The sequence below is a fragment of the Rhizobium sophorae genome (assembly GCF_013087515.1).
In the GTDB taxonomy this organism is placed as follows: domain Bacteria; phylum Pseudomonadota; class Alphaproteobacteria; order Rhizobiales; family Rhizobiaceae; genus Rhizobium; species Rhizobium sophorae.
The window spans coordinates 110,568-135,596 of sequence record NZ_JABFCN010000023.1; the positions used below are offsets into that span (position 1 = coordinate 110,568).

The window sequence follows — 25,029 nt, forward strand, 5'->3', positions numbered from 1 at the left end:
TCGTCCCGGCACTGTGCAAAAAAAGCTCGGCGGCCCGCGTATGCTGGCCGCTGAGCTCCACGTAAATCTCTTCATCAAGTGGGCTGAGTGAGCCCTCCGCTCAGGTCTGGCAGGCTATGCATCTTTCGGATCAGATCAGCCGCCCGCTCTCCAATGACAACGCAGGGCGCCATTGTATTACCGGTGGTGATCCTCGGCATGATCGAGGAGTCTGCGATGCGCAGGCCATCGACGCCGTACACCTTGAGTTCGTTGTCGACCACCGACATGCTGTCGCGTCCCATTTTGGCTGTGCAGGATTGATGCCAGTAGGTGACCGCCGAACGCCGGATAAAGTCGATCGTCCCTGACCTGTAGCGCGCGCCCGGAGCCGCCTCGCCTGTCACCAGTGGCGTGAAGGCATCGCTGTTTCCGAGTTCGCGACACAACTCGACCGCAGCCAAGGCGGCCGCCATGTCTTCCGGCGCGCTGAGCGAATTCGGTTCGATCAGGATGGGGTCATTCGTATTGGGGCCGGAGAGCCGCAATCGACCACGGCTTTTTGGCTGGGCGAGACCGTTAAACATCGTCCACCCATGTTGCGGCGTTTCGAGGCCCGTCTCGATCGGTGACGGCACAGCGAACTCCAACTGGCACTGAAGAATGTCCGGCTGCGCAAGACGCGATTCGCTTTTCCAGTAGAGTTTTGCTTCGCAGCCGCTACCACCGACGGCTTCTGGTTTTCGATATGCCCAGGTGCACCCGAATGCGAGATGATCCTGATGATTGCGCCCAACGCCAGGTAAGTGTTGAACCACGGGAATGCCGTGGGCTTGCAGCTCATCTTCTGGACCTATGCCCGACTGCATCAACACTTTCGGAGTGTTGATCGCGCCTAGCGACAGTACCGTTTCGCAACGCGCAGTGAATTGACGCAACCGATCATCGACGAGAACCTCGATCCCCGTCACGCGCTTGCCATCGAAGATGAGGCGCGTGACCAGTGCGTTGGTCAGCACAGTCAGGTTTGGGCGCGACATGAGCGGGCTGACATAGGATCCAAAGACAGACTCCCGCTTGCCATCCCGGATCCGCAGTTCAGCGATAGATGCGCCGCCCGGGGCCTCCATCATTTCACCGTTCGGGCTATCGTAGACGGGAATGCCGATAGTGGATGCCGCACTCAACAAGGCCTCTGCGATCGGTTGGGGCGCCTGCGGCTGCGCTACGTAGGCCGGTCCTCCCATGCCGCGACGCGTTGGGTCCGGAGCGCCCTGCCAATCTTCGATCCGGCGATAGTAGCCGAGGATAGACTGATAGCCCCACGCGTCATCGCCGGCTTCAGCGGCAAAGTGGTCCCAGTCCCCCTTGTGTCCTCTGGCCCACACCATGACATTGATGCTCGAACCGCCACCGAGCCCCTTGCCCATGCTGAGAGGAAGACGTCGTCCATCCAGGCCGGGGGTCGGTTGTCCAACAAAGCCCCAGTCACGGCTCGAGCCGAGATTGAGCGGCCACTGCGCAGGGTTCGTAACGGTTTCGGCCGCATCGTCCCCACCCGCCTCGAGCAGCAGAACGCTCGCGTTCCCATCCTCTGCTAGTCGCGCAGCGACAACGGAGCCGCTGGACCCGGCGCCGCAGACAATGAAGTCGAAAACATCACCGACCTCGCGCTGAGGAGTGGGCGGATTTTCGGGTGCATTCTGGTCATGGCTATTCAGCTTCACGTGACTACCTCCGTGAATGGATTCAAAATAAATAGCGAAATTGCTGGGGATCCCGGGGGCGAATGCGGGCAATGGATCCCAGTCCGAGATCGTGCGGCCTTCCATGTGCTCGCTTCGGCGCGACCTCGCTCGATTCGACAGCCCCTGCTCGTCGTCATCGGGATAGTGCGGACTGTCCCGATGAGGCTACGTCTGTCATTGCTTCTTCGCCGAAACGGCCTTAGCGGCCTGATCAATGGTATCGGCGACGACCTTCGGCTGCGTCATGAACAGGGCGTGGCTTGCCGAAACCTTGGTGATCTTCGCCTTGATGCGCTCTGCCATGTGGATCAGCATCGCCTGATCGAATGCCTTGTCTTCGGTAGCGATGACGGCCCAGCTCGGCTTGGTGCGCCATGCAGCATTTTCCAACTTCGTGCCGAACGCCGACATGTTGATCGGGACCTGCGCATCCCTCATGAATGCAACATCCGCATCGCTGACGTCATGAGCAAAGCCAGCCTTAAACTTTTCCGGGCTGACATATCCAAAGCCATCTTTCGTGGTCTCAATGACGAATTCCGATGCAGGAGCAAATCCTTGGTATTGCTGTGCCGTTGTCTCGCCGGCATCGGGGGACAGAGCAGAAACATAGACGAGGCCAGCAACCTTTGCGTCGACGCCCGCTTCCGTGATGACCGTGCCGCCCCAGGAATGTCCAACGAGAATGACCGGACCATCCTGCCGTTCCAGCGCACGTTTGGTGGCGGCAACGTCGTCTTCGAGGGAGGTCAGCGGGTTCTGGACGATCGTAACGCGATAGCCGCGCTTGGTGAGATTGTCGTAAACACCCTTCCAGCCAGAACCGTCTGCAAACGCGCCGTGGACAAGCACAACGTTTCTGACGGACTGGTCTTGAGAGATGGTGTCCGCTGCGTTCGCCGGCAATGCGGCAGCGGACAGTGAGGCTGCAGCAACAATTGCGGCTACGGTGGTCGTGGTCTTGCGTGTCATGGCTATCTCCTCGTTAACTGCGATAACTGTTATCGCGATATATGTAAGCTCGCAGACTTTAGATTGCTCGTCAAGATAATTCTTATCGCGATATTTATTTTTGCTATTGCATAGGCTATATGGAGATCTACAGGAGCTCAGAATGACCGACCGCCACAACGACCCGCCCGCTCTGCACGACCAATTGTGCTACGCAATTTATACAGCTGGTATTGCCATCCAGCGTGCTTACAAGCCCCTTCTCGATGAGCTGGGCCTGACATACCCGCAGTATCTCGTGCTCAACGTGTTATGGAGCGAAGATGGACAAACGGTGGGTGCCATTGCCAACGCCCTTGCCCTGGAATCCAGCACGCTGACGCCGCTTCTAAAGCGCCTCGAGGTATCCGGCCTCCTGCGTAGGACCAGAAACCTGAGCAACGAGCGCCAGGTGTTGATTGAATTGACCGACGAAGGCCGGGCATTGCAGCACAAGGCAGGCTGTCTCAGCGATACCTTGCTTGCTGCCTCGACCCAGAAACCGCAGGACTTGGCCGCTCTGAACCGCGACGTGCGTTATCTCCGCAACGCGATCTATTCCCACATCGGCGGATGGGACGCGCCGACCTGATTTGCCGTGCATGCCGGCGCCTAGGCTGTTGGCACTGTCCCTCCATCGATCGTATATTCGGTACCAGTGATCGAAGCAGCCCGGTCGGAGGCGAGGAAGGCAATCAGGTTTGCGACCTCTTCCGGTTTTGCCGGACGACCGAGCGGAATGCCGCCCAGCCCGTCCATGATGATCTTTTTGCCGCCCTCGAGGTCAGTACCGGCCTGCTTCGCCAAGCGCTCTGCAAGGTGGACCGAAGCTTCCGTTTCGATCCAGCCTGGCGACACCCGAACGACCCGGACACCTTTGGGCGAAACTTCCTTCGAAATTGCCTTGCTGTAAGTGGAAAGCGCTGCCTTCGCCGCAGCATAGGCCGTCGTCGATTCCGGAAGCGGCAGGACTCTCTGGATGGATGTCACATGCACCACCACACCGTTTCCTTGAGCGACCATGTCCGGAACCAGTTGCCGATCCAGGCGAACGGCTGGAAAAAGGTTGAGCGACAGCTCCTTATGCCAGTCGTCTTCCGACAGCGCAGAAAATCCACCGCCGGCCGCTGACGAACCGCCTAGCATGTGCACGATGATATCAACGCCGCCCAGACGTTGGCGCGCGGCATCCGCGACGATTGCACAGCCTTCCTCGGTGGTCAGGTCCGCTTCAACGAACAATTCATCCGGCAAGGCTTCCGGACGCGCCCGCGCTGTCGTCAGCACCTTCGCGCCGAGTTCCTGAAACAAACTGACGGTCGCAGCGCCGGCGCCCTTGGTCCCAGCCGTAATGAGGACGCGTTTGCCTTCCAAATTGAGAAAGTCAGTCATTATTGGATCTCCAGCCTGACGATCTTGCCGTCTTTGATGGCAAAGTCGTAGGCGAGGGTCACCGGGCTACCGGGAAACTGGCCGCTCACTTTGGCTCGGATGAGCGCTTTGTCACCGTCGACCGTGCATTCCAAAGGTTCAGCAACGTACTGAGCCGACTTCTTCGCAGCCACCCACCATTCTCGGATTGCGGCGACGCCTTGATGGCGCGCTCGTTCGTCTTCGACGACGGCTTCGACCGCAAAGGTGTCCAGCAGCGCATTCGCGTCATTGCGACGGTCTGCTTCAAAGTACGTGTTAATGATACCGGGCATATCCATTGTGTTCTCCTCATAACCTAACCGATACTTATCCCTCGACCATTGCATAAATAAGTGGGATAAACCGGCATGCGATGATGAACAGATCGGGACAATGGAACTAACCAGCCTGAAGGAACTTGAAGCGGCCATTGCAATTGCCAGGCGCGGGACTTTTCGAGCAGCGGCCATTGATCTCGGCATGTCCACGACCGCGTTGAGCCACACGATTAGCAGGCTCGAGGCGGGACTTGGCGTGCGGTTGTTCAACCGCACCACCCGCAGTGTGTCGCTAACGGACGCCGGCCGGTTGTTTGTGCAGCAGGTCAGGCCCTCGCTGCAGGATCTCCATGCTGCTCTGGATCTGGTACGCTCCCACCGCGAGACTCCTTCCGGAACCATACGGATCAACGCAGCGCCGTTTGCGGCGCGCGCCATCATCTCACCGCTCGTGCTGGAGTTCCTGCGCCGCTATCCGGACATGAATGTCGATATCGTTACCGAGGGTAAGATGGTCGATATCGTCAAGGACGGGTTCGATCTGGGCGTCAGGGTTGAAGGCCTCGTTCCCAGCGATATGATTGCCGTTTCGCTCGGCCGGCCTCAGCGACACGCAGTGGTTGGGTCTCCCGAGTATTTCGGGAAACATGGTAAGCCCATGGTCCCTCCGGATCTTCTCAATCACAGGTGCATTCGTGTGCGCCTGCCAGACGGCTCCTTGTTTCGATGGCGGTTCGAAAAAGACGGCGAGCCGGTGCAGATAGACGTGCGGGGGCCAATCGCACTCGATGAGGCCAGCCTTACGCGGACAGCCGTGCTCGAAAGCGCCGGCGTGGGCTATCTCTTCGAACAGGACATTCTCTCGGACATAGAGGCGGGGCGCGTTGTTCGTGTTCTCGAAGATTGGACGCCGCCGTATCCAGGGTTGTGCCTATACTATCCTGGACGCCGAAATCTATCGGCCGGCGTCAGAGCATTCCTCGACCTAGCTCGTGAGTTCTCCCGAAATGCGACTTGACCCACGGCCTTCACCTTGACGGTTTCGAACCGTTCAAGGTGAATCCTCCTGCGTCGCTCCTGTCTACCGCCCGCCCTGCTACTGCGCTGGCTCCAGCATGGCGCAATCTTCACCGCCGGTGCACTCGCCCGACAGGGTGCGCTGACCAAGGGCAATGATAAGGACGGTCGCGGCCCCGGCCGCCGCAGAGACCCAGAATCCGCTCTGGGGACCATAGCTGTCGACGACCCAGCCCGAGACGAAGGCGCCGAGCGCCATACCGATACCGATGCCGGTCATCACCCAGGTGACACCTTCCGTCAGCACCGATTCCGGCACGCGACGCTCAATCAGTCCGAAGGCCGTTATAAAGGTCGGCGAGATCGCGATGCCGCTGACGAAGACGGCGACAGCAAGCAGGGTTACCGAGCTGCCGGCGACGAGCAGCGGCAGCGAGGTCAGTGCGAGAATAGCAACAGCGATCAGCAATTGACGATGCAAGGGGATGCGCAGATTGAGCGCGCCGAGAGTCAAACCCAATAGGAAGGAGCCGAGGGCATAGACACCGATGACCAGGCTTGCCGCATTCGGCTGACCAAGCTCCTTGGTAATAGCGACAACACTCACTTCAGCGGTTGCGAAGATCGAGCCGACGAAGATCAGCGCGAGTGTGATGATCTGCACCGGACGCTGCCGGATCGCCGAGCCAACCGAAGCCGCGCCGGCGACATAACGCACCTTCGGCTCGGTGCCGCGCTGCACGATGAAGGCGGCCGTCCCGAGCGCTAGAAAAGCTGTGCTCACCATCATGCCGGCTTCCGGGAAAAGTGACACGGCGAGCCCCACCGACAGCGAAGCGCCGGCGATATAGACCAGTTCGTCCGCGGCACTTTCGAACGCGAAGGCCGTGTTGAGCTCAGGCTGGTTGCGAAACAGTTCCGTCCAGCGCGCCCGCATCAGCGCCGGGATGCTTGGCATGGCTGCCGCGAGGAAGGCTGAGGCAAACAGCGTCCACACCGGCCAGTTCTGGTTGGCCGCCGCGATCAGCGCGATGAACGCCAATACTGATACGATGGTTGTGGGAACGACCACTGCCGTCTGGCCCAGCCGGTCGACCGCTCGCGAAATCTGCGGCGAGATCACCGCATTGGTGAGCGCATAGGTCGCCGACACGGCGCCTGCCAGCCAATATTCACCATGCGCCTGGGAGAGCATGGCGACGATGCCGATCGGCGCCATGGCGATGGGAAGCCGTGCGAAAAAGCCGGCTGCGGAGAAGCCCTTGGCCCCAGGTGCCGCGAATATTTGTCTATACGGATTTGACATGGCACGATCCTTCCAGTTATCGGACAGAGCACTTATATACGGAGCGTATGTGTTTAGATAATGCATACGTCCCGTATGTCAATGAAAAAGATACGCGGCGTATGCCAATGGAGAAGCCATGCGCAAACCGCGCCAGGAGATGATCGCAGAGACCCGCGGCAAACTTATCGCAGCCGGGCGGCGTGCCTTTGGCACGATTGGCTACGCGGAAGCCTCAATGGACGATTTCACCGGCGAAGCGGGACTGACGCGCGGGGCCCTCTATCACCATTTTGGTGACAAGAGGGGCCTGCTCCAGGCCGTCATCATGGAAATCGACGCGGAGATGACTGAACGGCTGAACGAAGTTTCGGCCACCGCTCCCACGCGCTGGCAGGGCTTTGTCGACGAGTGCTCCGCTTATATCGAAATGGCGCTTGAGCCCGAAATCCAGCGTATCATGTTTCGCGATGGCCCGGCTGTACTCGGCGATATCTCGCAATGGCAGAACACCCCCGGCTGTATCGCCGCCCTCTCCCGCAGCCTCGACCGTCTCAAGGCCGATGGCGAGATCATCGACATCGACACCGAAACCGCCGCTCGCCTCATCAATGGCGCCAGCAGCCATATGGCGCTGTGGATCGCCAATGCGGAGGATCCGGAGGGGGTTTCGAAGCGGGCGGTTGCGGGATTCAAGGCTATGCTGGGGAGCCTCCGCAGCCAGCAATGAGGTGTTTGACTTCCCGTTCAGGCGCGGCGGCTGGTCCACCAGATGGGTCCGGTGCCACCTTTAGCCGCGTCCTGTTTTCGACGACGTGGCGGATCCTCCAGGCAAAGGCTGTCCACGTCGAAAGCTTCGATAGCGGCGCGCCACCGGGCTGCGCGCTGTCTTCCCCGGGTCAGTTCATTGCGCCACCCGCGGCCAATACCTCGTCCGGCGTGTCGACGTCGAGCAAGGCCGCGTCGCCAACATCCACATCGAGCACAAGCAAGCCTGACGTCGCAATGATATCGCGCGCGCCGACATCGCCTTCAAGCCTGAGGACTGCCTGATTGAGAGAACGTGGTAGGATAACGGGATTGCCGGGCTTGCCCTGCGAAACGGCGCGCACGATGGCCTCGCCGCCCGCGTTGCGGAAGGCGGAAATCAGGGCATCGAGATGTGGAAATGCCGGGCATATCGGCGAGCATGACGAGAATGCCTTCGGCGCTGTCAGCGTCCCTCGATGAGAATCCGGCTATGAGTGAGCTCGCCATGCCGCTGGCGTAATCGGGATTATCGATGAAAGTCAGATCGAGCCCATCGAGCGCGGCCTCGATCTCGCTCCTGCGATGACCCGTGACGACAATAACGGAGGCTGCATCCGCACCGAGCGCGGTCGATGCCGACCGCCGCACGAGCGGCACGCCGTCGAACTCGGCCAGCAGCTTGTGCTTCCCGCCCTCACCCATCCGGCTTGCCTTGCCGGCAGCGAGAATGACGATCGCAACTGACGCCTTACGCATAAGCCACCAGTCTTGCCGCAGCGATATCAGCCAGAACCGACAGGGCGAGCGAGGTCGCATCCCGCGTCGGGCCGAACATCCCGATGGGCGCCTTGATGCGACCGATGTCGTCCTTTCTGAAAGCCATGGCTCTCAACCACTCGACACGCCGATGATGCGTCCGGGTGCTGCCGAGTGCGCCGATGTAAAAGGCAGGCGAGTGAAGCGCGGTCTCGAGAATGGCGGCTTCGGCGTCGAGGTCATGATGCAGGAGCACGACGGCCGTGAAGGGGTCGATGATATCGGCTGCAACCCTGCTCCCCTCGCCCTGTCCCCTGACGATCACGTCGTAGCAGGAAGCTTCGGCCAGTCGTGCGACGGCCTGCGCTTCGATCGTCTGCCCGGAAAGGACGACGCGGGTGCGGGGACGGTAGACGGTCAGAAAATCTCGATCGAGCCAGCACGCCCGTGGCAGTGGGTCTACCGGTTCGAGCGTCTGCCGCTCTGGCGAATAGGCAAGGCCGGCTGCCTGCCGCCGTCGGAGACGATCCAGAACATGCTGCAAAGCTCCGACATCCTTCAGGACATGGATCGCGACGGAGATTCCGCCACCGCAGGGAAGGACAATGTCGAAGAAGGGAGAGCCGTCGCCGAACTTGACCGTGCGGTCCTGTTCTTCCGCCATTGCCAGAAGCGCTTCGGAAGCCACGGCGGCTTCGACGCATCCGCCGGAGACATAGCCGCAGAACCGCCCGTCTGCGGCAACCGCCATATGAGCGCCGAGCGCACGCGCAGCCCCGCCTCGGACATCGACGAGGGTTGCAAGCGCCACCGCGCAAAGACGATGCGCGTCGATCGCGAAGCGAAGCAGATCCGCAGGATCGTCGGTGGACGATGCCCTGACGGGAATTGGCGCCGTGATGGGCGCGAGTGTCTGATCCATGGGAAATCCTACGGGAAGTGACGGCGGTCCGGGTCTGAGACCGCCGTCGACATCATCAGGCCACGTCCGGCAGGCCGCCGATGAGCTTGTCAAGCGTCAGCGGATAGTGCCGAACTCTGACACCAGTCGCGTTATAGACGGCGTTGGCGATGGCCGCTGCGACGCCGCAAAGACCGAGCTCGCCGACGCCCTTGGCCTTCATCGGCGAGGACATCGGATCGGTCTCGTCCATGAAGATCACCTCCTGGTGCGGAATGTCGGCATGCACCGCCACTTCGTAGCTGGCGAGATCGTGGTTGACGAAGAAGCCGCGGCGGGTGTCGACCGCCAGTTCCTCGGATAGCGCGCCGCCGGCCCCCATCGTCATCGCGCCGATGACCTGGCTGCGGGCCGTGATCGGGTTGAGGATCCGACCTGCCGCGCAGACTGCGAGCATCCTGCGGATGCGGCTTTCTCCTGTGGCAATGTCGACGCCAACCTCCACGAAGTGTGCACCGAATGTCGATTGCTGATGCGTCTCGGTGAGCTCGCCCCATTTGATCGTGTCCTCGCCGACAAGACCATCCGGACCGGCGGCCTCGGCAAGGGGCACGGAACGATTGCCCGAGCGGACTCCTCCATTCTCGAAGACGATGTCTTCGGAGCTGAAGCCGAGTTTCTTGGCAATGGCCTCACGCAGCTTGACACAGGCTGCGTAGACGCCGGACGTGGAAGAGTTCGCGCCGAACTGTCCGCCGGAACCCGCCGAAACAGGAAAACGCGAGTCGCCCAATTGGACGGCGACCTTGTCGATGGTGACTCCCATCATCTCGGCGGCCGTCTGGGCGATGATCGTGTAGCTGCCGGTCCCAATGTCGGTCATATCGGTTTCGACCGTCACGATGCCTTCCCGGTCGAGCTTTACCCGCGCTCCGGAGGGAAGGACAAGGTTGTTGCGGAAGGCAACGGCGACGCCCATGCCGACAAGCCAGCTGCCATCCCGTCTGGAGCCCGGCCTTCCTCTTTCACGCCAGCCAAACCGCTCCGCCCCGAGCGTGAGGCAGCCGACGAGATTGCGCTGGGAAAAAGGCCGCTGCGGCTTCTCCGGATCGACCTGCGTGTCGTTGATGATCCGAAACTGCACAGGATCGATACCAACTTTTTCGGCAATCTCGTCGATGGCGATTTCGAGCGCCATCAGTCCGGGGGCTTCGCCCGGAGCGCGCATGGCATTGCCCTCCGGGAGATGAAGCGTCGCCAGCCGCATCGCGGTCATCCGGTTCGCACCGGCGTAGAGGAGCCGCGTCTGGTTGACGGCGGTCTCCAGTCCGCCGCCCGGAAGGTCGCCGGACCAGCTTTCGTGGGCAATGGCGGTTATCTTGCCGTCACGCTCGGTTCCAATGCGGATCCGCTGGATCGTCGCCGGCCGGTGGGTGGTGTTGTTCATCATGAACGGGCGCGGCAAGGCGACCTTGACGGGGCGCCCGATCGCGCGCGCGCCGACAACTGCAAGCACGGCATCGGCCCGCAGAAACAGCTTGCCACCGAAGCCGCCGCCGATGAAGGGCGACATGAGATGGATCTTCTCCTTGTCGATGTCGAGCGTTGTCGCAAGGTCGGACCGCCACCAGTCGATCATCTGGCTGGACGTCCAGACGGTCACCTCGTCGCCGTTCCAGGCTGCGATCGATGCGTGCGGCTCCATCATCGCATGCGACTGGTCGGGCGTCGTGTAAGACGCGTCAACAGTGACGGGAGCCGATCTGAAGGCAGCCTCGAAGTCGCCGACCGCGGTATCGGGCTGCTGCGATTCATCCGGCTTGACGGCCGAATCCTTTGCCTGGCCGAGGTCGAATGCACCCTCTTCTTCGGCATAGTCGACCTTGACCAGGGAGGCTGCGGCGCGTGCCTGCTCGAAGGTCTCGGCGACGACGACCGCGATTGCCTGGTGATAATGCTGAACCTCGTCGCCGCCGAAAAGCTTGGCGGTGTTGAACTTGCCCTTCTTCCGCTCGCCGATATCGAGCGTCGTTACGACGGCAAGCACACCCGCAGCCTTCTTGGCGGCGGAAACGTCCATGGACGTGATGCGGCCCTTGGCGATGGCCGCGCCGACCGGATAACCATAAGCGTAGCGCATATTCGGATCGTGCCACTCATAGGCGTACATCGCCCGGCCGGTCGTCTTGAGCTGGCCGTCGATGCGGTGGATCGGCTGGCCGACGACCTTCAGATTGTCGATCGGGTTGGTTGTCGCTGGCGTATCGAACTGCATGGCTCAACCCCTTGCTTCGGCAATGACCGCGCCGAGCGTGCGCTCGACCAGGTCGACCTTGAAACGGTTCTGTTCGGTCGGACGGGCGTCGGCAAGAAGAACGCCTGCCGCCGCCCGCGCGCCTTTCGGCAGCTCGGCTTCGGCGGCCTCGATGCGCCACGGTTTGTGGGCGACGCCGCCGACGGCGACCCGTCCTGTGCCGTCCGGCTGGATGACGGCTCCGACCGAGACCAGCGCAAAGGCATAGGAGGCGCGGTCTCGCACCTTGCGATAGATGTGCTTACCGCCGACAGGGGGCGGCAGCAGGACCGCCGTGATGAACTCGCCGCGCTCAAGAACGGTCTCGATATCAGGCATGTCGCCGGGCAACCGATGAAAGTCGGCGATCGCAATCGCGCGACGACTGCCGTCGGCCTTGACCGTTTCCACAACGGCATCGAGCGCCCGCATGGCGATCGCCATGTCACTCGGATGAGTGGCGATGCAGCTCTCGCTTACCCCGACCACTGCATGCTGGCGGCTGAAGCCGCCGATGGCGGAACAGCCGCTGCCCGGCTGTCGCTTGTTGCACGGCTGGTTCCTGTCATAGAAATAGGGACAGCGCGTGCGCTGCAGGAGGTTGCCGGCCGTCGTCGCCTTGTTGCGCAATTGCCCGGAGGCGCCCGCGACAAGCGCCCTGGAGATCAGGCCGTAGTCACGGCGAACGGTTTCATGCGCTGCAAGATCGGTGTTGCGGACCAGGGCGCCGATGCGCAGCCCGCCCTCCGGCGTGGATTCGATCTTGTCGAGGCCGACACCGTTGACATCGATCAGATGCGTTGGCGTTTCGATCTCGAGCTTCATCAGGTCGAGGAGATTGGTGCCGCCGGCGATGAATTTGGTTTCAGGATTGGAGGCTGCCGCCTTGGCCGCAGCCTCGACGGACGAGGCGCGTTCGTAGGTGAAGGCTCTCATACTTTTATCCCCGCGACTTCCGAAATGGCATCGACAATGTTGGAATAGGCGCCGCATCGACAGATATTGCCGCTCATGCGTTCACGGATCTCGGCCGCAGTGACGGCCGCCTCAGCCGTAAGATCGCCGGTGACGTGGCTCGGTATGTTCGCCTTGATCTCTTCGAGCACCGCCACGGAGGAACAGATCTGTCCCGGCGTGCAGTAGCCGCACTGGAAGCCGTCATGCTTGACGAAGGCCGCCTGCATCGCATGAAGGTTTCCTGGCTGGCCGAGGCCTTCGATCGTGGTGATTTGATCGCCTTCGTGCATGACCGCCAGTGTCAGGCAGGAGTTGATGCGGTGGCCGTCGACCAGAACGGTGCATGCGCCGCATTGGCCGTGGTCGCATCCCTTTTTCGTGCCGGTCAGATGCAGGTGCTCGCGCAGCGCGTCGAGCAGCGACGTTCTGTTGTCGACCTCGAGATCGCGGTTCTCACCGTTCACCGCGAAGGAAACTTTGGATGTATAGGCCATGTCATTTCCTGGGGACTGTGCCGCCGCGGGCGCGACGGCTCCGGTGACCGCAATCGTTGCGGCCGACGAGATAAGCAGATCTCGACGGGAAAGTTCCAGTTGTATCTGGCTTGGCATGAACTGTTCCACCTTGCTCGTTGGACATAGGCGCGCGTCAACGCCGTCTGCTGAGGTAGTGCAACTCCGCCTTCTGATTAGACCCTATCCGTTGCATACGGTTATCGATCTGGCTCATGAATTCCCCGAGCCGCGGTCATAAGATGCCGTGACCCACATTTTCAATAAAGGTGGCTTGGATGCAGAAGCGCCAGCGGAGTAACGCCCGCCGACGCGCGCGAAAAAAAGCAGCGCCATGCGCAAAAAATGATGCTTTTCGGGCCCATCATTATTCCCTACTCCCTATCGAAGCAGGTGACGAAAGGGGAAGACCGCATGCCCACGCCGTTTTACTGGAACGAACTCAATACATATGATTTTGCCGGCCTCTCCCCCGAGACCACGATTGCCGTTCTGCCCATCGCCTCGACCGAACAGCACGGCCCGCATCTGCCGATCGCAACGGATGTTGCCATCGCGACCGGCATGCTGGCGGAGCTGAAGAGGCAGCGGCCGGAGGATCTGGACCTTCTGGTCCTCCCGACACAGGAGATCGGCAAGGCCAACGAACATATCTATGGCCCCGGCACGCTGTCGCTCAGCGCCGAGCTGCTCATCCCCGTCTGGACGGCGATCGGCACAAAGGTTGCCGAAGCCGGGCTGCGCAAGATGGTGATCGTCAATTCCCACGGCGGCAATGTCGACATCATGAGCATCGTCGCGCGCGAACTGCGCGTGCGCCATCAAATGGCGGTGGTCTCCACGCAATGGGGCCGTTTCGGCCATCCGGAAGGCATGGTCAGCGATCACGAGAGCAAATACGGCATCCACGGCGGCGATGTCGAGACATCGTTGATGCTGCATTTCCGCCCCGAGCTGGTGCGCATGGACAAGGCCCAAAACTTTGCCTCGAAGGCCGAATGGATGCGGGAGCAATCCAAATTTCTTCAGCCTCTGCCGCCGCATTCGCTGGCCTGGATCGCGCATGACCTCAATCCCCTCGGCGTGGTCGGCGATGCCTCGATTGCCACTGCCGAAAAGGGCGAGGCGATCTGCCGCCATCAGGTCAGGGGGTTCGTCGAGCTGCTCCGGGACCTCAAGGCCTATCCGCTTTCGAATCTCTATGTGAAATAGGCTCAGCCGCGGGTTTCACATCCGCCGGAATATGACCCTTGGCCTGCAATTCCTGCACCAGGCCGAGCAGTTCGGCGAGCAGATATTCGACGAAAAGGCTGGTGGCCGCGTCGAGGGGCGCACGGGCGCGCGCAAACAGCTTCATCTGCTGGTAACGCGCATGCGGCTCGGCGATCGGCCGGAAGACGAGTTCGCCGCGCCGGCATTCGGTAATGACGTCAAGCGGATTGAGCAGCGTCAACCCGGTGCCGCATTTGACGAGCTGTTTCAGCATCTCCGACGCATTGGTTTCCAGCACCGGCTCGACCGAGATGGGCAGACGCGCAAAAGCAAGGTTGATCACTTCGCGCAGACTGGTGCCCGGCTGCGCCAGAACCAGTTTTTCCTGGGTGACATCGGCGAGGTTAATCGGCCCGGGACCGATCAGGTGGTGCCCCGGCGGCAGCACGACACCGATCGGGATATCGAAATTTCCGAGCGTGCGAATGCCGGGCATAGCGGGGATGTTGAAGCCGAGACCGATATCTACCTCGCCTGATACAACGGGGCTGGCCGTCGTGCCGCCGGTGTCGTTGCGCAGCTGGACGAAGACGCGCGGATGCTCTGAAAGAAAGCGCGCGATGATTTCGGGCAGCGGCCCGGCGGCAAGCCCAACGGTCGTCACCATGCGCACCTTGCCCGCCTGCTGCATCTTGAGGCTGCGGATGCGCCCCTCCAGGCGCTCATAATTCTTCAGCACGTCCCGAATATGCTCGATGCAGAGTTCGCCGGCAGCCGTCAGCCGCAAGCCACGCGGCAGCCGCTCGAAAAGCGGCGCCCCGATCTCCTCCTCCAGCGCCAAAATCTGCCTGTTGACCGCCGACGACGCCACGTTGAGGCGCGCGGCCGCCTTGCGGATCGAACCGCAACGGGCAATCTCGTTGATGTAAAGGAGGCGTCTGGAGTGCAACATGATCTCTCCGATGCATAAATTTTGCGCAGGGCGCACAAATTATCTTCAGCTTTTCCAGAGATGCCGAAAAGGCATCAATGCGCACGAATTTTGATGCTTTTCAAAGCGCATGGCAATGGCTCAAATTCCCTGAAAAGGAGGCCGACCAAGGCCTCCCTCGGTCAAAAAGGGGAACTGCCGACCATGTTGAAAGCACAGACGAAGACCCAATTCCTGAGCTGCCTCGGCCTCGCCTCGATGCTTGCCGCCGCCTCGCCGGCGCTTGCCCTCGACAAGGTGAGCTACGGAACGAACTGGCTTGCCCAGGCGGAACATGGCGGCTTCTACCAAGCCGTCGCCGACGGCACCTATGCGAAATACGGCCTCGACGTTACCATCGTCCAGGGCGGCCCGAATGCTGCAAACAGCGCGCTCTTGATCTCCGGCAAGCTCGATTTCTACATGGGTGGTCCTCAGGGAGAGATATCCGCCGTCGAGCAGGGCATTCCGCTGGTCGACGTCGCCGCGATCTTCCAAAAGGATCCACAGGTACTGATCGCCCATCCGGACAATGGCGTCGACAAGTTCGAGGACCTCGCCAAGCTGAAAACGTTGTTCCTCAGCAAGGACGGCTACCTCACCTATTTCGAATGGATGAAAGCCAACTTCAAAGGCTTCAAGGACGAGCAGTACAAGCCCTATAACTTCAGTCCCGCCCCCTTCCTTGCAGACAAGGACTCTGCTCAGCAGGGGTATCTGACCTCCGAACCTTACGAGATCCAGAAGCAGGCAGGCTTCGAGCCGAAGGTCTTCCTGCTCGCCGACAACGGCTATTCGCCCTATTCGACGATGATCACGACGACGCAGGCGATGATCGACGGCAAGTCCGACGTCGTGCAGCGCTTCGTCGATGCCTCGATCGAGGGCTGGTACAACTACCTTTACGGCGACAACGCAAAGGCGAACGCGCTGATCAAGAAGGACAATCCTGAAATAACGGACGGCCAGATCGCCTATTCGATCGCCAAGATGAAGGAATACGGCATCATCGAATCCGGCGACAGCCTCGACAAGGGCATCGGCTGCATCACTGACGCTCATTACAAGAAGTTCTTCGACGAGATGACGGCCATCAAGGTGTTCAAGACCGATACCGATTACACCAAGGCCTTCACGACGAAGTTCGTCTGCAAGGGCACCGGAATGTCGCTGAAGAAATAAGCCGACCGACGGCTCTCCTGGTCCGCCATTGAGGACGTGGCGGGCCGTATCCTCCCGCATGAACGAGACAGCAATGCTCCCAGCAAAAGCCCAGGCGGTATCCCCGAAAGAGACGCGCAAGCGGCCGCTTGTTATCATGCAGTCGGTCTCGAAGGTCTTTTCCAGCGGCACTGTCGCCCTTTCGAACATGTCGCTCACCGTCGAAAGCGGCGAGTTCGTCAGCCTGCTCGGCCCTTCCGGCTGCGGCAAGTCGACGGCGCTGCGCATCATCGCCGGTCTCGGCGATGTCACCTCTGGAACGATCGACTGGCCGAGTTCGCGCATCAATTCGAAGGGCCTGCCGGAGGGCGATATCGGCTTTGTCTTCCAGGAACCGACGTTGATGCCCTGGAAGAACGTGTTCGACAATGTCCATCTGCCGCTGAGGTTGAGGCGCGTTTCGAAGGCAGCCGCGCATGATCAGATCATGGAAGTGCTGACTACCGTCGGCCTTCAGGATTTTGCCAAGGCCTATCCGCGCGAACTTTCCGGCGGTATGAAGATGCGCGTCTCGATCGCCCGTGCGCTGGTGACGAAGCCGAAGCTGCTGCTGATGGACGAGCCTTTCGCCGCGCTCGATGAGATTACCCGCCAGAAGCTCAACGACGACGTGCTGCGGCTGTGGAAGGCGACCGGCATTACGGTGATTTTCGTGACGCATTCGGTCTTCGAGTCAGCCTATCTCTCGAACCGCATCGTCGTGATGAAGGCAAGGCCCGGGCGCGTGCATGCCGACGTCCCGCTGATCACCAGCCTCGAACGCGACGCGCACTACCGCACCTCGGAAGAATACCGCAAGGCCTGCGAAACGGTATCGCATTCGCTGATCGGGGCGATCAATTCGGCAGGGGATCATTGATGAGTGACGAAACGGACACATCGCCGCTGCTCGGTAAGGGTACCGCAAACGCAAGGCGCCGCAATCTTGCGCTGCGCATCGCCATCCCCTTCCTCGTCATCGCCCTGTTGATCCTCGTCTGGTACGCCTATGTGAAACTGTCCGGCGTGCCACCCTATATCCTGCCGGGACCGGCTGCTGTGGCAAACGCCTTCGTGACGGATTGGGGTACGCTCGCCCCTGCCCTCTGGGTCACCACCAAGATCACCTTCATGTCGCTGATGCTGGCGCTTGTCGGCGGCGTCGGCTTTGCGATCTTTCTCGTGCAGTCGCGCTGGGTCGAGCTTGCCTTCTATCCCCTTGCCGTCATCCTGCAGGTGACGCCGATCGTGGCGATCTCGCCGCTGATCCTGATCTACGCTCCCTCCACGCAGGTCGCGCTGCTCATCTGCGCCTTCCTCGTCGCCTTTTTCCCGATCCTTTCGAATATGGTTCAGGGACTGAAGAGCGTCGACCATAATCTCATCAACCTCTTCGAGCTTTATGGTGCCTCGCGCTGGCAGACGCTGCTCTTTCTCAAACTGCCAGCCGCCCAGCCCTATTTCATGACCGGTCTTCGCATCGGCGGCGGCCTCGCACTGATCGCGGCCGTCGTCGCCGAATTTGCCGCAGGCTCGGCCGGTGCGGGCTCCGGCCTCGCCTTCCGCCTGCTCGAAGCGCAGTACCGGATGAACATCCCGCGGCTCTTCGCCGCCCTGTTGATGCTCTCCATGCTCGGCGTAGCAATCTTCGGCCTCACCACCCTGATCGCCTGGCTGAGCCTTCACCGCTGGCATGAAAGCAGCATCAAACGGGAAAACTGATGACCTATTCCTTCATATCCCCGCCGAATGCGGCCCGCTTCGTGCTGAGCAATGCGACAGTGCCTGCCGTCACCCTCGAGCCTATCGACGTGCCGGTCACGGAAGGGTTGGCCACGGTCGATATCGTCATCAGCGACGGCATGATTGCCGACATCCGGCCGGCCGGCGCCGCACCCGCCGATTATGCCAGGAGCGACCTCAGGGACGGCATGGTCTGGCCGTGCTTTGCCGATATCCATACCCATCTCGACAAAGGCCATATCTGGCCGCGCCAGGCCAATCCCGACGGTAGCTTCATGGGCGCGCTCGATGCCGTCAGGGCCGACCGCGAAGCCAACTGGTCGGCCGCAGACGTCAAACGGCGCATGGAATTCTCGCTGCGCTCCGCCTATGCCCATGGCACCAGCCTGATCCGCACGCACCTGGATTCGCTTGCACCCCAGCATCGCATCTCCTTCGAGGTTTTTGCCGAAATCCGGGATGCCTGGAAGGACAGGATTGCACTGCAGGCGGTCGCTCTCTTCCCGCCGGATGCCATGGCAGACAGCACCTTCTTTGCCGATCTCGTCACAACAATCCGGCAAAACGGCGGCCTGCTTGGCGGCGTCACCAGGATGGGACCGGAGCTTGTCTGGCAGCTCGACACGCTCTTCAGGACTGCTGCAGAGCAGGGCCTGGATGTCGATCTGCATGTCGACGAGACGGATGACCGCGGCGCCGAGACGCTGAAGGCAATTGCCGAGGCCGTGCTGCGCAACGCCTTCGAGGGCAAGGTGACCGCCGGCCATTGCTGCTCGCTAGCCCGCCAGGACGAAGACACCGCCGCGCGCACCGTCGAATTGGTCGCCAAGGCAGGGATCGCGGTCATCGCGCTGCCGATGTGCAACATGTATCTGCAGGATCGCTATCCCGGCCGCACCCCGCGCTGGCGCGGCGTCACTCTGTTCAAGGAATTGGCCGCCGCCGGCGTCGCGACCGCGGTCGCATCCGACAATACCCGTGACCCCTTCTATGCCTATGGCGATCTCGATCCGGTGGAGGTCTTCCGTGAGGCCGTGCGGATCCTGCATCTCGACCATCCGCTCGATACCGCCGCCCGCGTCGTCACCACCTCGCCCGCCGCCATCGTCGGACGACCGGACAAGGGCCGCATCGCCGCCGGCGATCCCGCCGATCTCGTGCTCTTCAGCGCGCGGCGCTGGAGTGAATTCCTGTCCCGTCCTCAGGCTGACCGCGTCGTGCTTCGCCGCGGCAAGGTGATCGACCGCAGCCTGCCGGATTACCGTGAACTCGATAGCGTCGTTGGAGCCTGACATGGCCGATTATCAGAAAATCAAAAAAGAACTCGAAGGCATCGCCGTTGAGGACAATCCGGCGCTGGTGCGCCAGAAGAGCCGGGATTTCTATTGGTACTCGCCGATCCTGAAGGCGCAGCTCGACAATGTTTCCGCCGATCTCGTGGTCACGCCGAAGACCGAGGACGAGGTCATCCGGACGCTGAAGGTCGCCTATGCCCATGGCGTGCCGGTCACGCCGCGCGGCGCCGGCACCGGCAATTACGGCCAGGCCATGCCGCTTTCCGGCGGCATCGTGCTGAATCTTGCCGCCATGGACAAGATCAAGGAGATTCATCCCGGCCGCGTCATCTGCGAACCGGGCATTGTGCTTGCCCAACTCGACAAGCAGACCAAGGCCCATTCCGGCCAGGAGCTGCGCTTCCACCCCTCCACCGCCCAGACGGCGACGGTCGGCGGTTTCATCGCCGGCGGTTCCGGCGGCGTCGGCTCGATCACCTGGGGCGGCTTGCGCGACCTCGGCAATATATTGCGCCTGCGCGTCGTCACCATGGAAGCCGAACCGCGCGTGCTCGACCTCACCGGCTGGGATCTTCAGAAGGTGAGCCACGCCTATGGCACGAACGGCATCATCACCGAGATCGAGATGCCGCTTGCACCTGCCTATGACTGGGTCGATGTGCTGGTCGGCTATGACGACTTCATGGAAGCGGTGCGTTTCTCCGATGCGCTGGCGAAATGCAACGGCATCCTCGTCAAGGAGATCGCGCCGATCGCCGCTCCCATTCCTTACGACTATTTCACCCGCCACAAACCCTACATCCGTCAGGGCCAGTCGATCGTCGTGCTGATGATCGCGCCTCACTCCCTAGATGCCTTTCTCGCCTTCGCGGCGGCGCAGAAGGGCGAGATCATGTTCCGCTCCGACAAGGTGGAAAGCATGCGCGGCATCCCGCATGCCTATGAGCTTGCCTGGAACCACACGACATTGCGTGCGCTGAAGGTCGACCCGAGCTTCACCTATCTGCAGGTGCAATATCCGGGACCGGATCATGTCGCCAAAGTCCGCAAGATGGTCGAAATCTTCGGTGACGAAGTGCCGGGTCATCTCGAATTCATCAAATTCGACGGCCAGATCCAGTGCTCCGGTCTGCCGCTGGTGCGCTATACCACCGAAGAGCGGCTGGAGGAGATCATCAAGATCCACCAGGACAATGGATGCCCGATCTTCAACCCGCACCGCTATACGCTTGAAGAAGGCGGCATGAAGCGCACCGACGCGGTTCAACTTGCCTTCAAGCAGGAAACCGATCCGAAGGGCCTGCTCAATCCCGGCAAGATGATTGCCTGGGAAAATCCCGATTTCGATTTCAACGCCGGCAAGAACTATCTCTTCCCAGGCCTGGCGGCCCTGATGGAGGCCTCATGAGGGTTCTCGTCCTCCACTCTCACCCGGTCGAGGAAAGTTACGGCAAGGCGCTTTACCGGCAGACCGTCGAGAGTCTGCGGAAGGCCGGGCATATGGTGGACGCTTGCGACCTCTATGAAGAGCAGTTCGATCCGGTGCTCTCGCGCCACGACCGGCTCGTCTATCACGATTATCCGGAAAACCTGAAGCTGGTGGGATCGCATGTCGAAAGGTTGAAGGCGGCCGAGGGGCTGGTGATCTGCACCCCGATCTGGAACTTCGGCTTTCCGGCGATCCTGAAGGGATATTTTGACCGCGTATGGCTGCCGGGCGTTTCCTTCGAACTGGTCAACGGCAAGGTGGAATCGCGGCTGCGCCACATCCGCAAGCTCGCAGCCGTCCTGACTTATGGCGCAACGCCCTTCCGGGCGTTTGCCGCCGGCAACCCGCCGAAGAAAATCGTCAAGCGCGTGCTGAGGGCGCAGATCAATCCGGTAAGGCCGGTGACGTTCCTCGCCCATTACGACATGAACAATTGCACGCCGGAGACGCGGGCAAAATTCCTCGCCCGTGTCGGAGGGGCAATGGAGCGCTTTTAAAAGATCTTCGCAGCCGTCACCTCGACCTCGACGAGGAATTCCGGACGCGTAAAGCCGCCGACGACGATCAGGGTGGAGACCGGCTTTGGATCGAGCGTATAGCGATCCCGTACGGCCATATAGGCCGGGAAGTCCTCGCGACGGGTGACGAAGCCTGAAATCCGTATCACATCGGCAAAACTCATCTCCGCCTCTTCGAGGATCGCCTTGATCGCCTCGAAGCAGAGTTCCGCCTGCGCGTTGACGTCACTCGGAACAGCATCGTCGAGACCGATGCCAAGCTGGCCTGACGTGACCAGAAGCGATGCCCCAGGCGGAACGAGCAGGCCGTGATTGTAATTCCCGAAAGGCCGGCGCACCGAGGGCGGATTGAAGGTCTTCTTCATCGATCTGAAATTTCCTGAGGGCTGCAGATATCGAGCCTACAGGATGCTGCAGGTTATGAGAATATCGCCGTGCCCATAATGTCTTGCGACAAAAAAGCAGGACGACTGCCTTCGCACCGTGCAGATCAAAATGTCGGCGAGGCTGCCGCCTGACATGCTGGTGGCGGAGGTCGCAAATATGGTGGCAGTATCACTTCGGGCTATGGGACTTGCGCTCGCCGGAATTTTAGCCAAAATCCTGATCGTAATACGCAGGCTCCCGACAGCAGTGCGGCACGCCTGAAGAATATTAATTTAATAAGTTAAAGATGATTTCCAGCTTGATGGCAGCGTGGCGGCGGCAATCGGCCCGCCGAGACTGAACAATTCGAGTTTAGATCTATCTTCACGGCGTGGATGCGACATGACTTTCGTAGAATCGCAAGGGGACAGAAAGTATCGAACCAGCGAGCGAGTGGGCGGGCTCGTTGAATGCTCATCGCTGCAGGTCGAACTCCGACGTTTCGATCCGGGCTGGCAGGTCGATCTTACGCTCGAATGCACGGAGATAGCCGTCCTGCTCTCGGGTCAGTCGAAGATCAGATGGACCGGTGACGGTCATCGGAAGGAGGCTATCGCTCGCCCCGGCGTCGCTTGGATATGTCCCGCGGGTGTTCATGAAAGCGACGTAGAAATCATTGGCACCATGCCCGAGTCCCTGCACATCTTCCTGCCGCCGTCGCTCGTCGGTGAGAGCGCGCTTTCAAACTTTGAAATCGACCCGGCCCGGGTGCAGCTCGCCTATGCGGGCGGCGTCCCCGATCCCATGGTGCTGCAGATCGGCCAGCTTTTTCGTGGTTTGTTGAATCGAAGCTTAGAAGCGGCCGATCGACTCTTCCTCGACGGGATTCAGATGGCGCTGGCGGCGCACCTGCTGGGCACCTATTCGTCTGCTCGGTGGCATCCTGCCGCGCGGGTGCCGACCATCGATCCAAAACGGCTGCAACGCGTCTTCGATTTTATCGAAGCCCGCATCGCCGCAGAGATCTCGCTGAATGACCTTGCCGCCGAGGCCTGCCTTAGCCCCTTTCATTTTGCCCGTATGTTTCGCAAGGCCACCGGCCTGGCGCCACATCGCTACGTCACCGAGCGACGGATCGAGGCGGCCAAGGAAAAGCTGCGGCTTGCGCGATCCTCGATTGTGGAGATCGCGCTCGACACCGGCTTCGGCTCGCAGGCGAATTTCACGCGCGTCTTTCGCAAGATGACCGGCTTGACACCCGGCCAGTACCGCGCGCTCATCACCGGCTAGCGGTTTCCGCCTGCCGGAGAGAGTTCGCCCGTTGGTGCGCGCACGCACGCCGGAGCGCAAGATTTGCACATAGCGCAGCAAGAGCTGAAAATACTGCAAAACCCTTTTCGGCCTACACCTGTCTCATCGAGCGGGGAGCACTGGTCCCCAAACGAAAAGGGAGACAGGGAGATGATTACCATCGACCAAGCTCGCGGGATCATCGCTGCAGGCGAGGCGCGCGCTCAAGAAATCGGCGTGTCGGTCAATATCACGGTCCTCGACGCCGGAGCCCATCTCAAGGCGTTCAGCCGAATGGATGGCGCCGTGCTCGGCTCGATCGACCTTGCCATGGGCAAGGCCCGGACGGCCGTATTGTTTCAAACCACAAGCGAGGCCGTCTGGGAATATTGCAAGCCCGGCGCTCCCGCCCATGCCCTCGAATTATCCAACGGTGGCCTCACTCCCTTTGCCGGCGGCATCCCACTCTTTGCCCGCAACGGCACGGTGCTCGGCGCCGTTGGCGTTTCCGGCGGAGCGGTTCCGCAGGACCTGGAAATCGCGCAGGCAGCGGCTGCAGCCGTCGCGTGATGCTCTTGCCAGCGCTTGATTTTAACCAACCCCGAAATATCGAAAGGAATGTCGCATGACCAGGACCATTTTGATCACCGGTGCAGGCTCCGGCTTCGGCAAGGCTGCCGCCATCGGCATGGCCAAGAACGGCCACAGCATCATCGCGACCACACAGGTTTCGTCGCAGGTCACGCCGCTGCGTGAGGAAGTCGCCGCCCTCGGATACAAGAACTTCCGCGTCGAGCGTCTCGACCTCACCGACCCCTACGACATCAGGCAGGCGCAGGGCTGGGACTTTGACGTCCTCTGGAACAATGCCGGCATGGGCGAAGCCGGCCCGGTTTGGGAAATCCCGATCGAGCTCGTTCGAAAGAACTACGAAGTCAACGTCTTCCTGCCGCTGGTGCTGACCCAGGGCGTCGTCCAGAAATGGGTGCGCGAACGCAAGCAGGGCAAGGTGGTCTTCACGTCCTCGATGGGCGGCCTCTTCACTCCGGCCAACTGGGGCACCTATGTCTCCACCAAGCACGCTTTGGAATCGATCGCCGAAGCGCTGCAGCAGGAACTCGCCTCCTATGGCATCAAGATCCAGACGATCAATCCGGGCGCCTACTACACCGGCTACAACGAGACGATGGCCGACAATCCGTTCCGTTGGCTGGATGACAGCAAGAACTTCACCAAGCGCGGCGATCTTCGCAAGGGCTTCGACGATTTCTTCGCCACCCCCGAAGGTAAGATGGACCCGAAGGAAATGATCGACCGTATGATCGACATCGTTCCGGCCGACACCGGCAGGTTCCGCAACGTGGTTCCGAAGGTCATCGAGGACATGCTGAAGGAGCATCAGCTGAGAGCCTGGGAAAACCAGATCTGAGCAGAGTTTTTGGCGGCGAGCGCTGCAAGCGGCATCCGGCCAGCGGGTGTCGCGCCACCAACCCGACCCTTGGAGGAAACCATGTCCACAACCGCAACTGTCCGCAGCCCGGAATCCTTTCTCCGCCGCATCTTCAACGCTGCCCTCGGTATCGCCGCCACCATTCTGGCTCTGGGTGGGCTGGAAGCGCGCGCTGCACCGCAGACGCTGACCGAAACCGAACGCCGCAACAAGACGACCGTCGAGGCTGGCTTTGAAGCGTGGGCGGCCGGCACAGGCAGCCCTTATGACCTCCTCGCCGACGACGCCCGCTGGACGATCGAGGGCTATTCGCTGGCATCGAAGACCTATCCTAGTCGCGAGGCGTTTTTACGCGAAGTGATCCGCCCGTTTAATGCCCGCATGAAGGCGCCGCTGAAGCCCGCGATCCGCAACGTCTATGCCGACGGCGACACTGTGATCGTCGTTTTCGACGCTCGCGGCATCGCTCGCGACGGGGAGCCTTACGCCAACACCTATGCCTGGTTTCTCGACATGCGCGACGGCCGTATTGTCCGCGCCTCGGCCTTCTTCGATTCGGTCGTGTTCAACGCGTTCTGGACCCGCGTGACCCCGGCCGATTAGCCGGAATGGCCACA

The 25,029-nt window shown here is 61.0% G+C and carries 25 protein-coding genes and 1 pseudogene; 14 read left to right on the forward strand and 12 right to left on the reverse strand.

Annotated elements, in window-relative coordinates:
• Window positions 1–74 precede the first annotated feature (74 nt).
• Together G9X64_RS14255 and G9X64_RS14260 are read right to left on the reverse strand one after the other, a co-directional pair.
• Window positions 75–1,706: a GMC family oxidoreductase gene (locus tag G9X64_RS14255; protein WP_171376744.1), complete on the reverse strand. Its 1,632-nt coding sequence runs from the start codon at window positions 1,704–1,706 to the stop codon at window positions 75–77.
• Window positions 1,707–1,901: 195 nt separating this feature from the next.
• Complete coding sequence (locus tag G9X64_RS14260; protein ID WP_168308984.1) at window positions 1,902–2,699, reverse strand: alpha/beta fold hydrolase; 798 nt, start codon at window positions 2,697–2,699, stop codon at window positions 1,902–1,904.
• 142 nt (window positions 2,700–2,841) lie between these two features.
• On the opposite strand from G9X64_RS14260, the gene G9X64_RS14265 reads away from it, so the two are divergent.
• On the forward strand, window positions 2,842–3,309 hold the full coding sequence (locus tag G9X64_RS14265; protein WP_168308983.1) for a MarR family winged helix-turn-helix transcriptional regulator: 468 nt from the start codon (window positions 2,842–2,844) through the stop codon (window positions 3,307–3,309).
• A 20-nt stretch (window positions 3,310–3,329) separates the two neighbouring features.
• Here the strand turns inward: G9X64_RS14265 and G9X64_RS14270 are convergent, their stop codons facing one another.
• Window positions 3,330–4,109 carry an SDR family oxidoreductase gene (locus G9X64_RS14270; RefSeq protein WP_168315790.1) on the reverse strand — a complete coding sequence of 260 codons (780 nt, stop codon included), beginning with the start codon at window positions 4,107–4,109 and terminating at the stop codon, window positions 3,330–3,332.
• Complete coding sequence (locus G9X64_RS14275) at window positions 4,109–4,429, reverse strand: nuclear transport factor 2 family protein (RefSeq protein ID WP_168308981.1); 321 nt, start codon at window positions 4,427–4,429, stop codon at window positions 4,109–4,111. Before G9X64_RS14275 ends, G9X64_RS14270 begins: the two co-directional genes overlap by 1 nt.
• 94 nt (window positions 4,430–4,523) lie before the next feature.
• Between G9X64_RS14275 and G9X64_RS14280 the strand changes: the two genes are divergently transcribed.
• A complete protein-coding gene (locus G9X64_RS14280; protein WP_168308980.1) occupies window positions 4,524–5,426 on the forward strand; it encodes a LysR family transcriptional regulator in 903 nt (300 codons plus the stop codon).
• 78 nt (window positions 5,427–5,504) lie between these two features.
• Here G9X64_RS14280 and G9X64_RS14285 read toward each other — a convergent pair whose 3' ends face one another.
• Complete coding sequence (locus G9X64_RS14285; RefSeq protein ID WP_168308979.1) at window positions 5,505–6,731, reverse strand: MFS transporter; 1,227 nt, start codon at window positions 6,729–6,731, stop codon at window positions 5,505–5,507.
• Window positions 6,732–6,849: 118 nt separating this feature from the next.
• Here G9X64_RS14285 and G9X64_RS14290 point away from each other — a divergent pair, with 118 nt between their 5' ends.
• Window positions 6,850–7,440, forward strand: coding sequence for a TetR/AcrR family transcriptional regulator (locus G9X64_RS14290; protein ID WP_168308978.1), 591 nt, complete (start codon window positions 6,850–6,852; stop codon window positions 7,438–7,440).
• 169 nt (window positions 7,441–7,609) lie between these two features.
• Here G9X64_RS14290 and G9X64_RS14295 read toward each other — a convergent pair.
• The 5 genes and pseudogenes from G9X64_RS14295 to paoA form a co-directional block, all read right to left on the reverse strand.
• Window positions 7,610–8,216 (reverse strand): annotated as a pseudogene (locus tag G9X64_RS14295) (nucleotidyltransferase family protein).
• Window positions 8,209–9,138 carry an XdhC family protein gene (locus G9X64_RS14300; RefSeq protein ID WP_168308976.1) on the reverse strand — a complete coding sequence of 310 codons (930 nt, stop codon included), beginning with the start codon at window positions 9,136–9,138 and terminating at the stop codon, window positions 8,209–8,211. The pseudogene G9X64_RS14295 and the gene G9X64_RS14300 overlap by 8 nt, the downstream one beginning before the upstream one ends.
• Before the next feature lie 55 nt (window positions 9,139–9,193).
• Window positions 9,194–11,392, reverse strand: coding sequence for an aldehyde oxidoreductase molybdenum-binding subunit PaoC (gene paoC, locus G9X64_RS14305; RefSeq protein WP_171376745.1), 2,199 nt, complete (start codon window positions 11,390–11,392; stop codon window positions 9,194–9,196).
• 3 nt (window positions 11,393–11,395) lie between these two features.
• Window positions 11,396–12,346, reverse strand: coding sequence for an FAD binding domain-containing protein (locus tag G9X64_RS14310; RefSeq protein WP_171376746.1), 951 nt, complete (start codon window positions 12,344–12,346; stop codon window positions 11,396–11,398).
• Window positions 12,343–12,990, reverse strand: a complete 648-nt coding sequence (paoA, locus tag G9X64_RS14315; protein ID WP_171376747.1) for an aldehyde dehydrogenase iron-sulfur subunit PaoA — start codon at window positions 12,988–12,990, stop codon at window positions 12,343–12,345. The genes G9X64_RS14310 and paoA overlap by 4 nt, the downstream gene beginning before the upstream one ends.
• Window positions 12,991–13,224: 234 nt before the next feature.
• Between paoA and G9X64_RS14320 the strand changes: the two genes are divergently transcribed.
• Window positions 13,225–14,091: a creatininase family protein gene (locus G9X64_RS14320; RefSeq protein ID WP_171376748.1), complete on the forward strand. Its 867-nt coding sequence runs from the start codon at window positions 13,225–13,227 to the stop codon at window positions 14,089–14,091.
• On the opposite strand, the gene G9X64_RS14325 is transcribed toward G9X64_RS14320, so the two are convergent.
• Complete coding sequence (locus G9X64_RS14325; protein WP_168308971.1) at window positions 14,054–15,043, reverse strand: LysR family transcriptional regulator; 990 nt, start codon at window positions 15,041–15,043, stop codon at window positions 14,054–14,056. The two genes, G9X64_RS14320 and G9X64_RS14325, sit on opposite strands and share 38 nt — an antisense overlap.
• A 183-nt stretch (window positions 15,044–15,226) precedes the next feature.
• On the opposite strand from G9X64_RS14325, the gene G9X64_RS14330 reads away from it, so the two are divergent.
• From G9X64_RS14330 to G9X64_RS14355, 6 genes are all read left to right on the forward strand, one after another.
• Window positions 15,227–16,243, forward strand: coding sequence for an ABC transporter substrate-binding protein (locus tag G9X64_RS14330; RefSeq protein WP_168308970.1), 1,017 nt, complete (start codon window positions 15,227–15,229; stop codon window positions 16,241–16,243).
• A gap of 73 nt (window positions 16,244–16,316) precedes the next feature.
• The gene (locus tag G9X64_RS14335) at window positions 16,317–17,141 is read left to right on the forward strand and encodes an ABC transporter ATP-binding protein (protein ID WP_168308969.1); all 825 of its coding nucleotides are present in this window, start codon (window positions 16,317–16,319) and stop codon (window positions 17,139–17,141) included.
• Entirely contained in the window at window positions 17,141–17,983 is an 843-nt protein-coding gene (locus G9X64_RS14340) for an ABC transporter permease (protein WP_168308968.1), read from the forward strand. The genes G9X64_RS14335 and G9X64_RS14340 overlap by 1 nt, the downstream gene beginning before the upstream one ends.
• Window positions 17,983–19,296, forward strand: coding sequence for a cytosine deaminase (locus G9X64_RS14345; RefSeq protein WP_171376749.1), 1,314 nt, complete (start codon window positions 17,983–17,985; stop codon window positions 19,294–19,296). The genes G9X64_RS14340 and G9X64_RS14345 overlap by 1 nt, the downstream gene beginning before the upstream one ends.
• 1 nt (window position 19,297) lies before the next feature.
• Window positions 19,298–20,707 (forward strand): FAD-binding oxidoreductase, encoded by a 1,410-nt coding sequence (locus tag G9X64_RS14350; protein WP_168315797.1) that lies wholly within the window; start codon window positions 19,298–19,300, stop codon window positions 20,705–20,707.
• Entirely contained in the window at window positions 20,704–21,285 is a 582-nt protein-coding gene (locus tag G9X64_RS14355; protein ID WP_168308965.1) for an NAD(P)H-dependent oxidoreductase, read from the forward strand. The genes G9X64_RS14350 and G9X64_RS14355 overlap by 4 nt, the downstream gene beginning before the upstream one ends.
• Here G9X64_RS14355 and G9X64_RS14360 read toward each other — a convergent pair.
• Window positions 21,282–21,671: a RidA family protein gene (locus tag G9X64_RS14360; RefSeq protein WP_168308964.1), complete on the reverse strand. Its 390-nt coding sequence runs from the start codon at window positions 21,669–21,671 to the stop codon at window positions 21,282–21,284. The genes G9X64_RS14355 and G9X64_RS14360 overlap by 4 nt on opposite strands.
• Before the next feature lie 403 nt (window positions 21,672–22,074).
• Between G9X64_RS14360 and G9X64_RS14365 the strand changes: the two genes are divergently transcribed.
• From G9X64_RS14365 to G9X64_RS14380, 4 genes are all read left to right on the forward strand, one after another.
• Window positions 22,075–22,962 carry a helix-turn-helix domain-containing protein gene (locus G9X64_RS14365; RefSeq protein WP_171376750.1) on the forward strand — a complete coding sequence of 296 codons (888 nt, stop codon included), beginning with the start codon at window positions 22,075–22,077 and terminating at the stop codon, window positions 22,960–22,962.
• Window positions 22,963–23,133: 171 nt separating this feature from the next.
• Window positions 23,134–23,532: a GlcG/HbpS family heme-binding protein gene (locus tag G9X64_RS14370; RefSeq protein ID WP_168308962.1), complete on the forward strand. Its 399-nt coding sequence runs from the start codon at window positions 23,134–23,136 to the stop codon at window positions 23,530–23,532.
• A 55-nt stretch (window positions 23,533–23,587) separates the two neighbouring features.
• Window positions 23,588–24,391 (forward strand): SDR family oxidoreductase, encoded by an 804-nt coding sequence (locus tag G9X64_RS14375; RefSeq protein ID WP_168315799.1) that lies wholly within the window; start codon window positions 23,588–23,590, stop codon window positions 24,389–24,391.
• A gap of 81 nt (window positions 24,392–24,472) precedes the next feature.
• Complete coding sequence (locus tag G9X64_RS14380; RefSeq protein WP_168315800.1) at window positions 24,473–25,015, forward strand: nuclear transport factor 2 family protein; 543 nt, start codon at window positions 24,473–24,475, stop codon at window positions 25,013–25,015.
• Window positions 25,016–25,029 lie beyond the last annotated feature (14 nt).

Coding starts and splice junctions, on each gene's coding strand:
- G9X64_RS14335 (WP_168308969.1), top strand. CDS start 16,317: ATGCTCCCAGCAAAAGCCCAGGCGGTATCCCCGAAAGAGACGCGCAAG.
- G9X64_RS14325 (WP_168308971.1), bottom strand. CDS start 15,043: ATGTTGCACTCCAGACGCCTCCTTTACATCAACGAGATTGCCCGTTGC.
- G9X64_RS14375 (WP_168315799.1), top strand. CDS start 23,588: ATGACCAGGACCATTTTGATCACCGGTGCAGGCTCCGGCTTCGGCAAG.
- G9X64_RS14310 (WP_171376746.1), bottom strand. CDS start 12,346: ATGAGAGCCTTCACCTACGAACGCGCCTCGTCCGTCGAGGCTGCGGCC.
- G9X64_RS14275 (WP_168308981.1), bottom strand. CDS start 4,429: ATGGATATGCCCGGTATCATTAACACGTACTTTGAAGCAGACCGTCGC.
- G9X64_RS14330 (WP_168308970.1), top strand. CDS start 15,227: ATGTTGAAAGCACAGACGAAGACCCAATTCCTGAGCTGCCTCGGCCTC.
- paoC (WP_171376745.1), bottom strand. CDS start 11,392: ATGCAGTTCGATACGCCAGCGACAACCAACCCGATCGACAATCTGAAG.
- G9X64_RS14300 (WP_168308976.1), bottom strand. CDS start 9,138: ATGGATCAGACACTCGCGCCCATCACGGCGCCAATTCCCGTCAGGGCA.
- G9X64_RS14285 (WP_168308979.1), bottom strand. CDS start 6,731: ATGTCAAATCCGTATAGACAAATATTCGCGGCACCTGGGGCCAAGGGC.
- G9X64_RS14290 (WP_168308978.1), top strand. CDS start 6,850: ATGCGCAAACCGCGCCAGGAGATGATCGCAGAGACCCGCGGCAAACTT.
- G9X64_RS14380 (WP_168315800.1), top strand. CDS start 24,473: ATGTCCACAACCGCAACTGTCCGCAGCCCGGAATCCTTTCTCCGCCGC.
- G9X64_RS14340 (WP_168308968.1), top strand. CDS start 17,141: ATGAGTGACGAAACGGACACATCGCCGCTGCTCGGTAAGGGTACCGCA.
- G9X64_RS14350 (WP_168315797.1), top strand. CDS start 19,298: ATGGCCGATTATCAGAAAATCAAAAAAGAACTCGAAGGCATCGCCGTT.
- G9X64_RS14355 (WP_168308965.1), top strand. CDS start 20,704: ATGAGGGTTCTCGTCCTCCACTCTCACCCGGTCGAGGAAAGTTACGGC.
- G9X64_RS14265 (WP_168308983.1), top strand. CDS start 2,842: ATGACCGACCGCCACAACGACCCGCCCGCTCTGCACGACCAATTGTGC.
- G9X64_RS14370 (WP_168308962.1), top strand. CDS start 23,134: ATGATTACCATCGACCAAGCTCGCGGGATCATCGCTGCAGGCGAGGCG.
- G9X64_RS14365 (WP_171376750.1), top strand. CDS start 22,075: ATGACTTTCGTAGAATCGCAAGGGGACAGAAAGTATCGAACCAGCGAG.
- G9X64_RS14260 (WP_168308984.1), bottom strand. CDS start 2,699: ATGACACGCAAGACCACGACCACCGTAGCCGCAATTGTTGCTGCAGCC.
- G9X64_RS14280 (WP_168308980.1), top strand. CDS start 4,524: ATGGAACTAACCAGCCTGAAGGAACTTGAAGCGGCCATTGCAATTGCC.
- G9X64_RS14270 (WP_168315790.1), bottom strand. CDS start 4,109: ATGACTGACTTTCTCAATTTGGAAGGCAAACGCGTCCTCATTACGGCT.
- G9X64_RS14320 (WP_171376748.1), top strand. CDS start 13,225: ATGATGCTTTTCGGGCCCATCATTATTCCCTACTCCCTATCGAAGCAG.
- G9X64_RS14360 (WP_168308964.1), bottom strand. CDS start 21,671: ATGAAGAAGACCTTCAATCCGCCCTCGGTGCGCCGGCCTTTCGGGAAT.
- G9X64_RS14345 (WP_171376749.1), top strand. CDS start 17,983: ATGACCTATTCCTTCATATCCCCGCCGAATGCGGCCCGCTTCGTGCTG.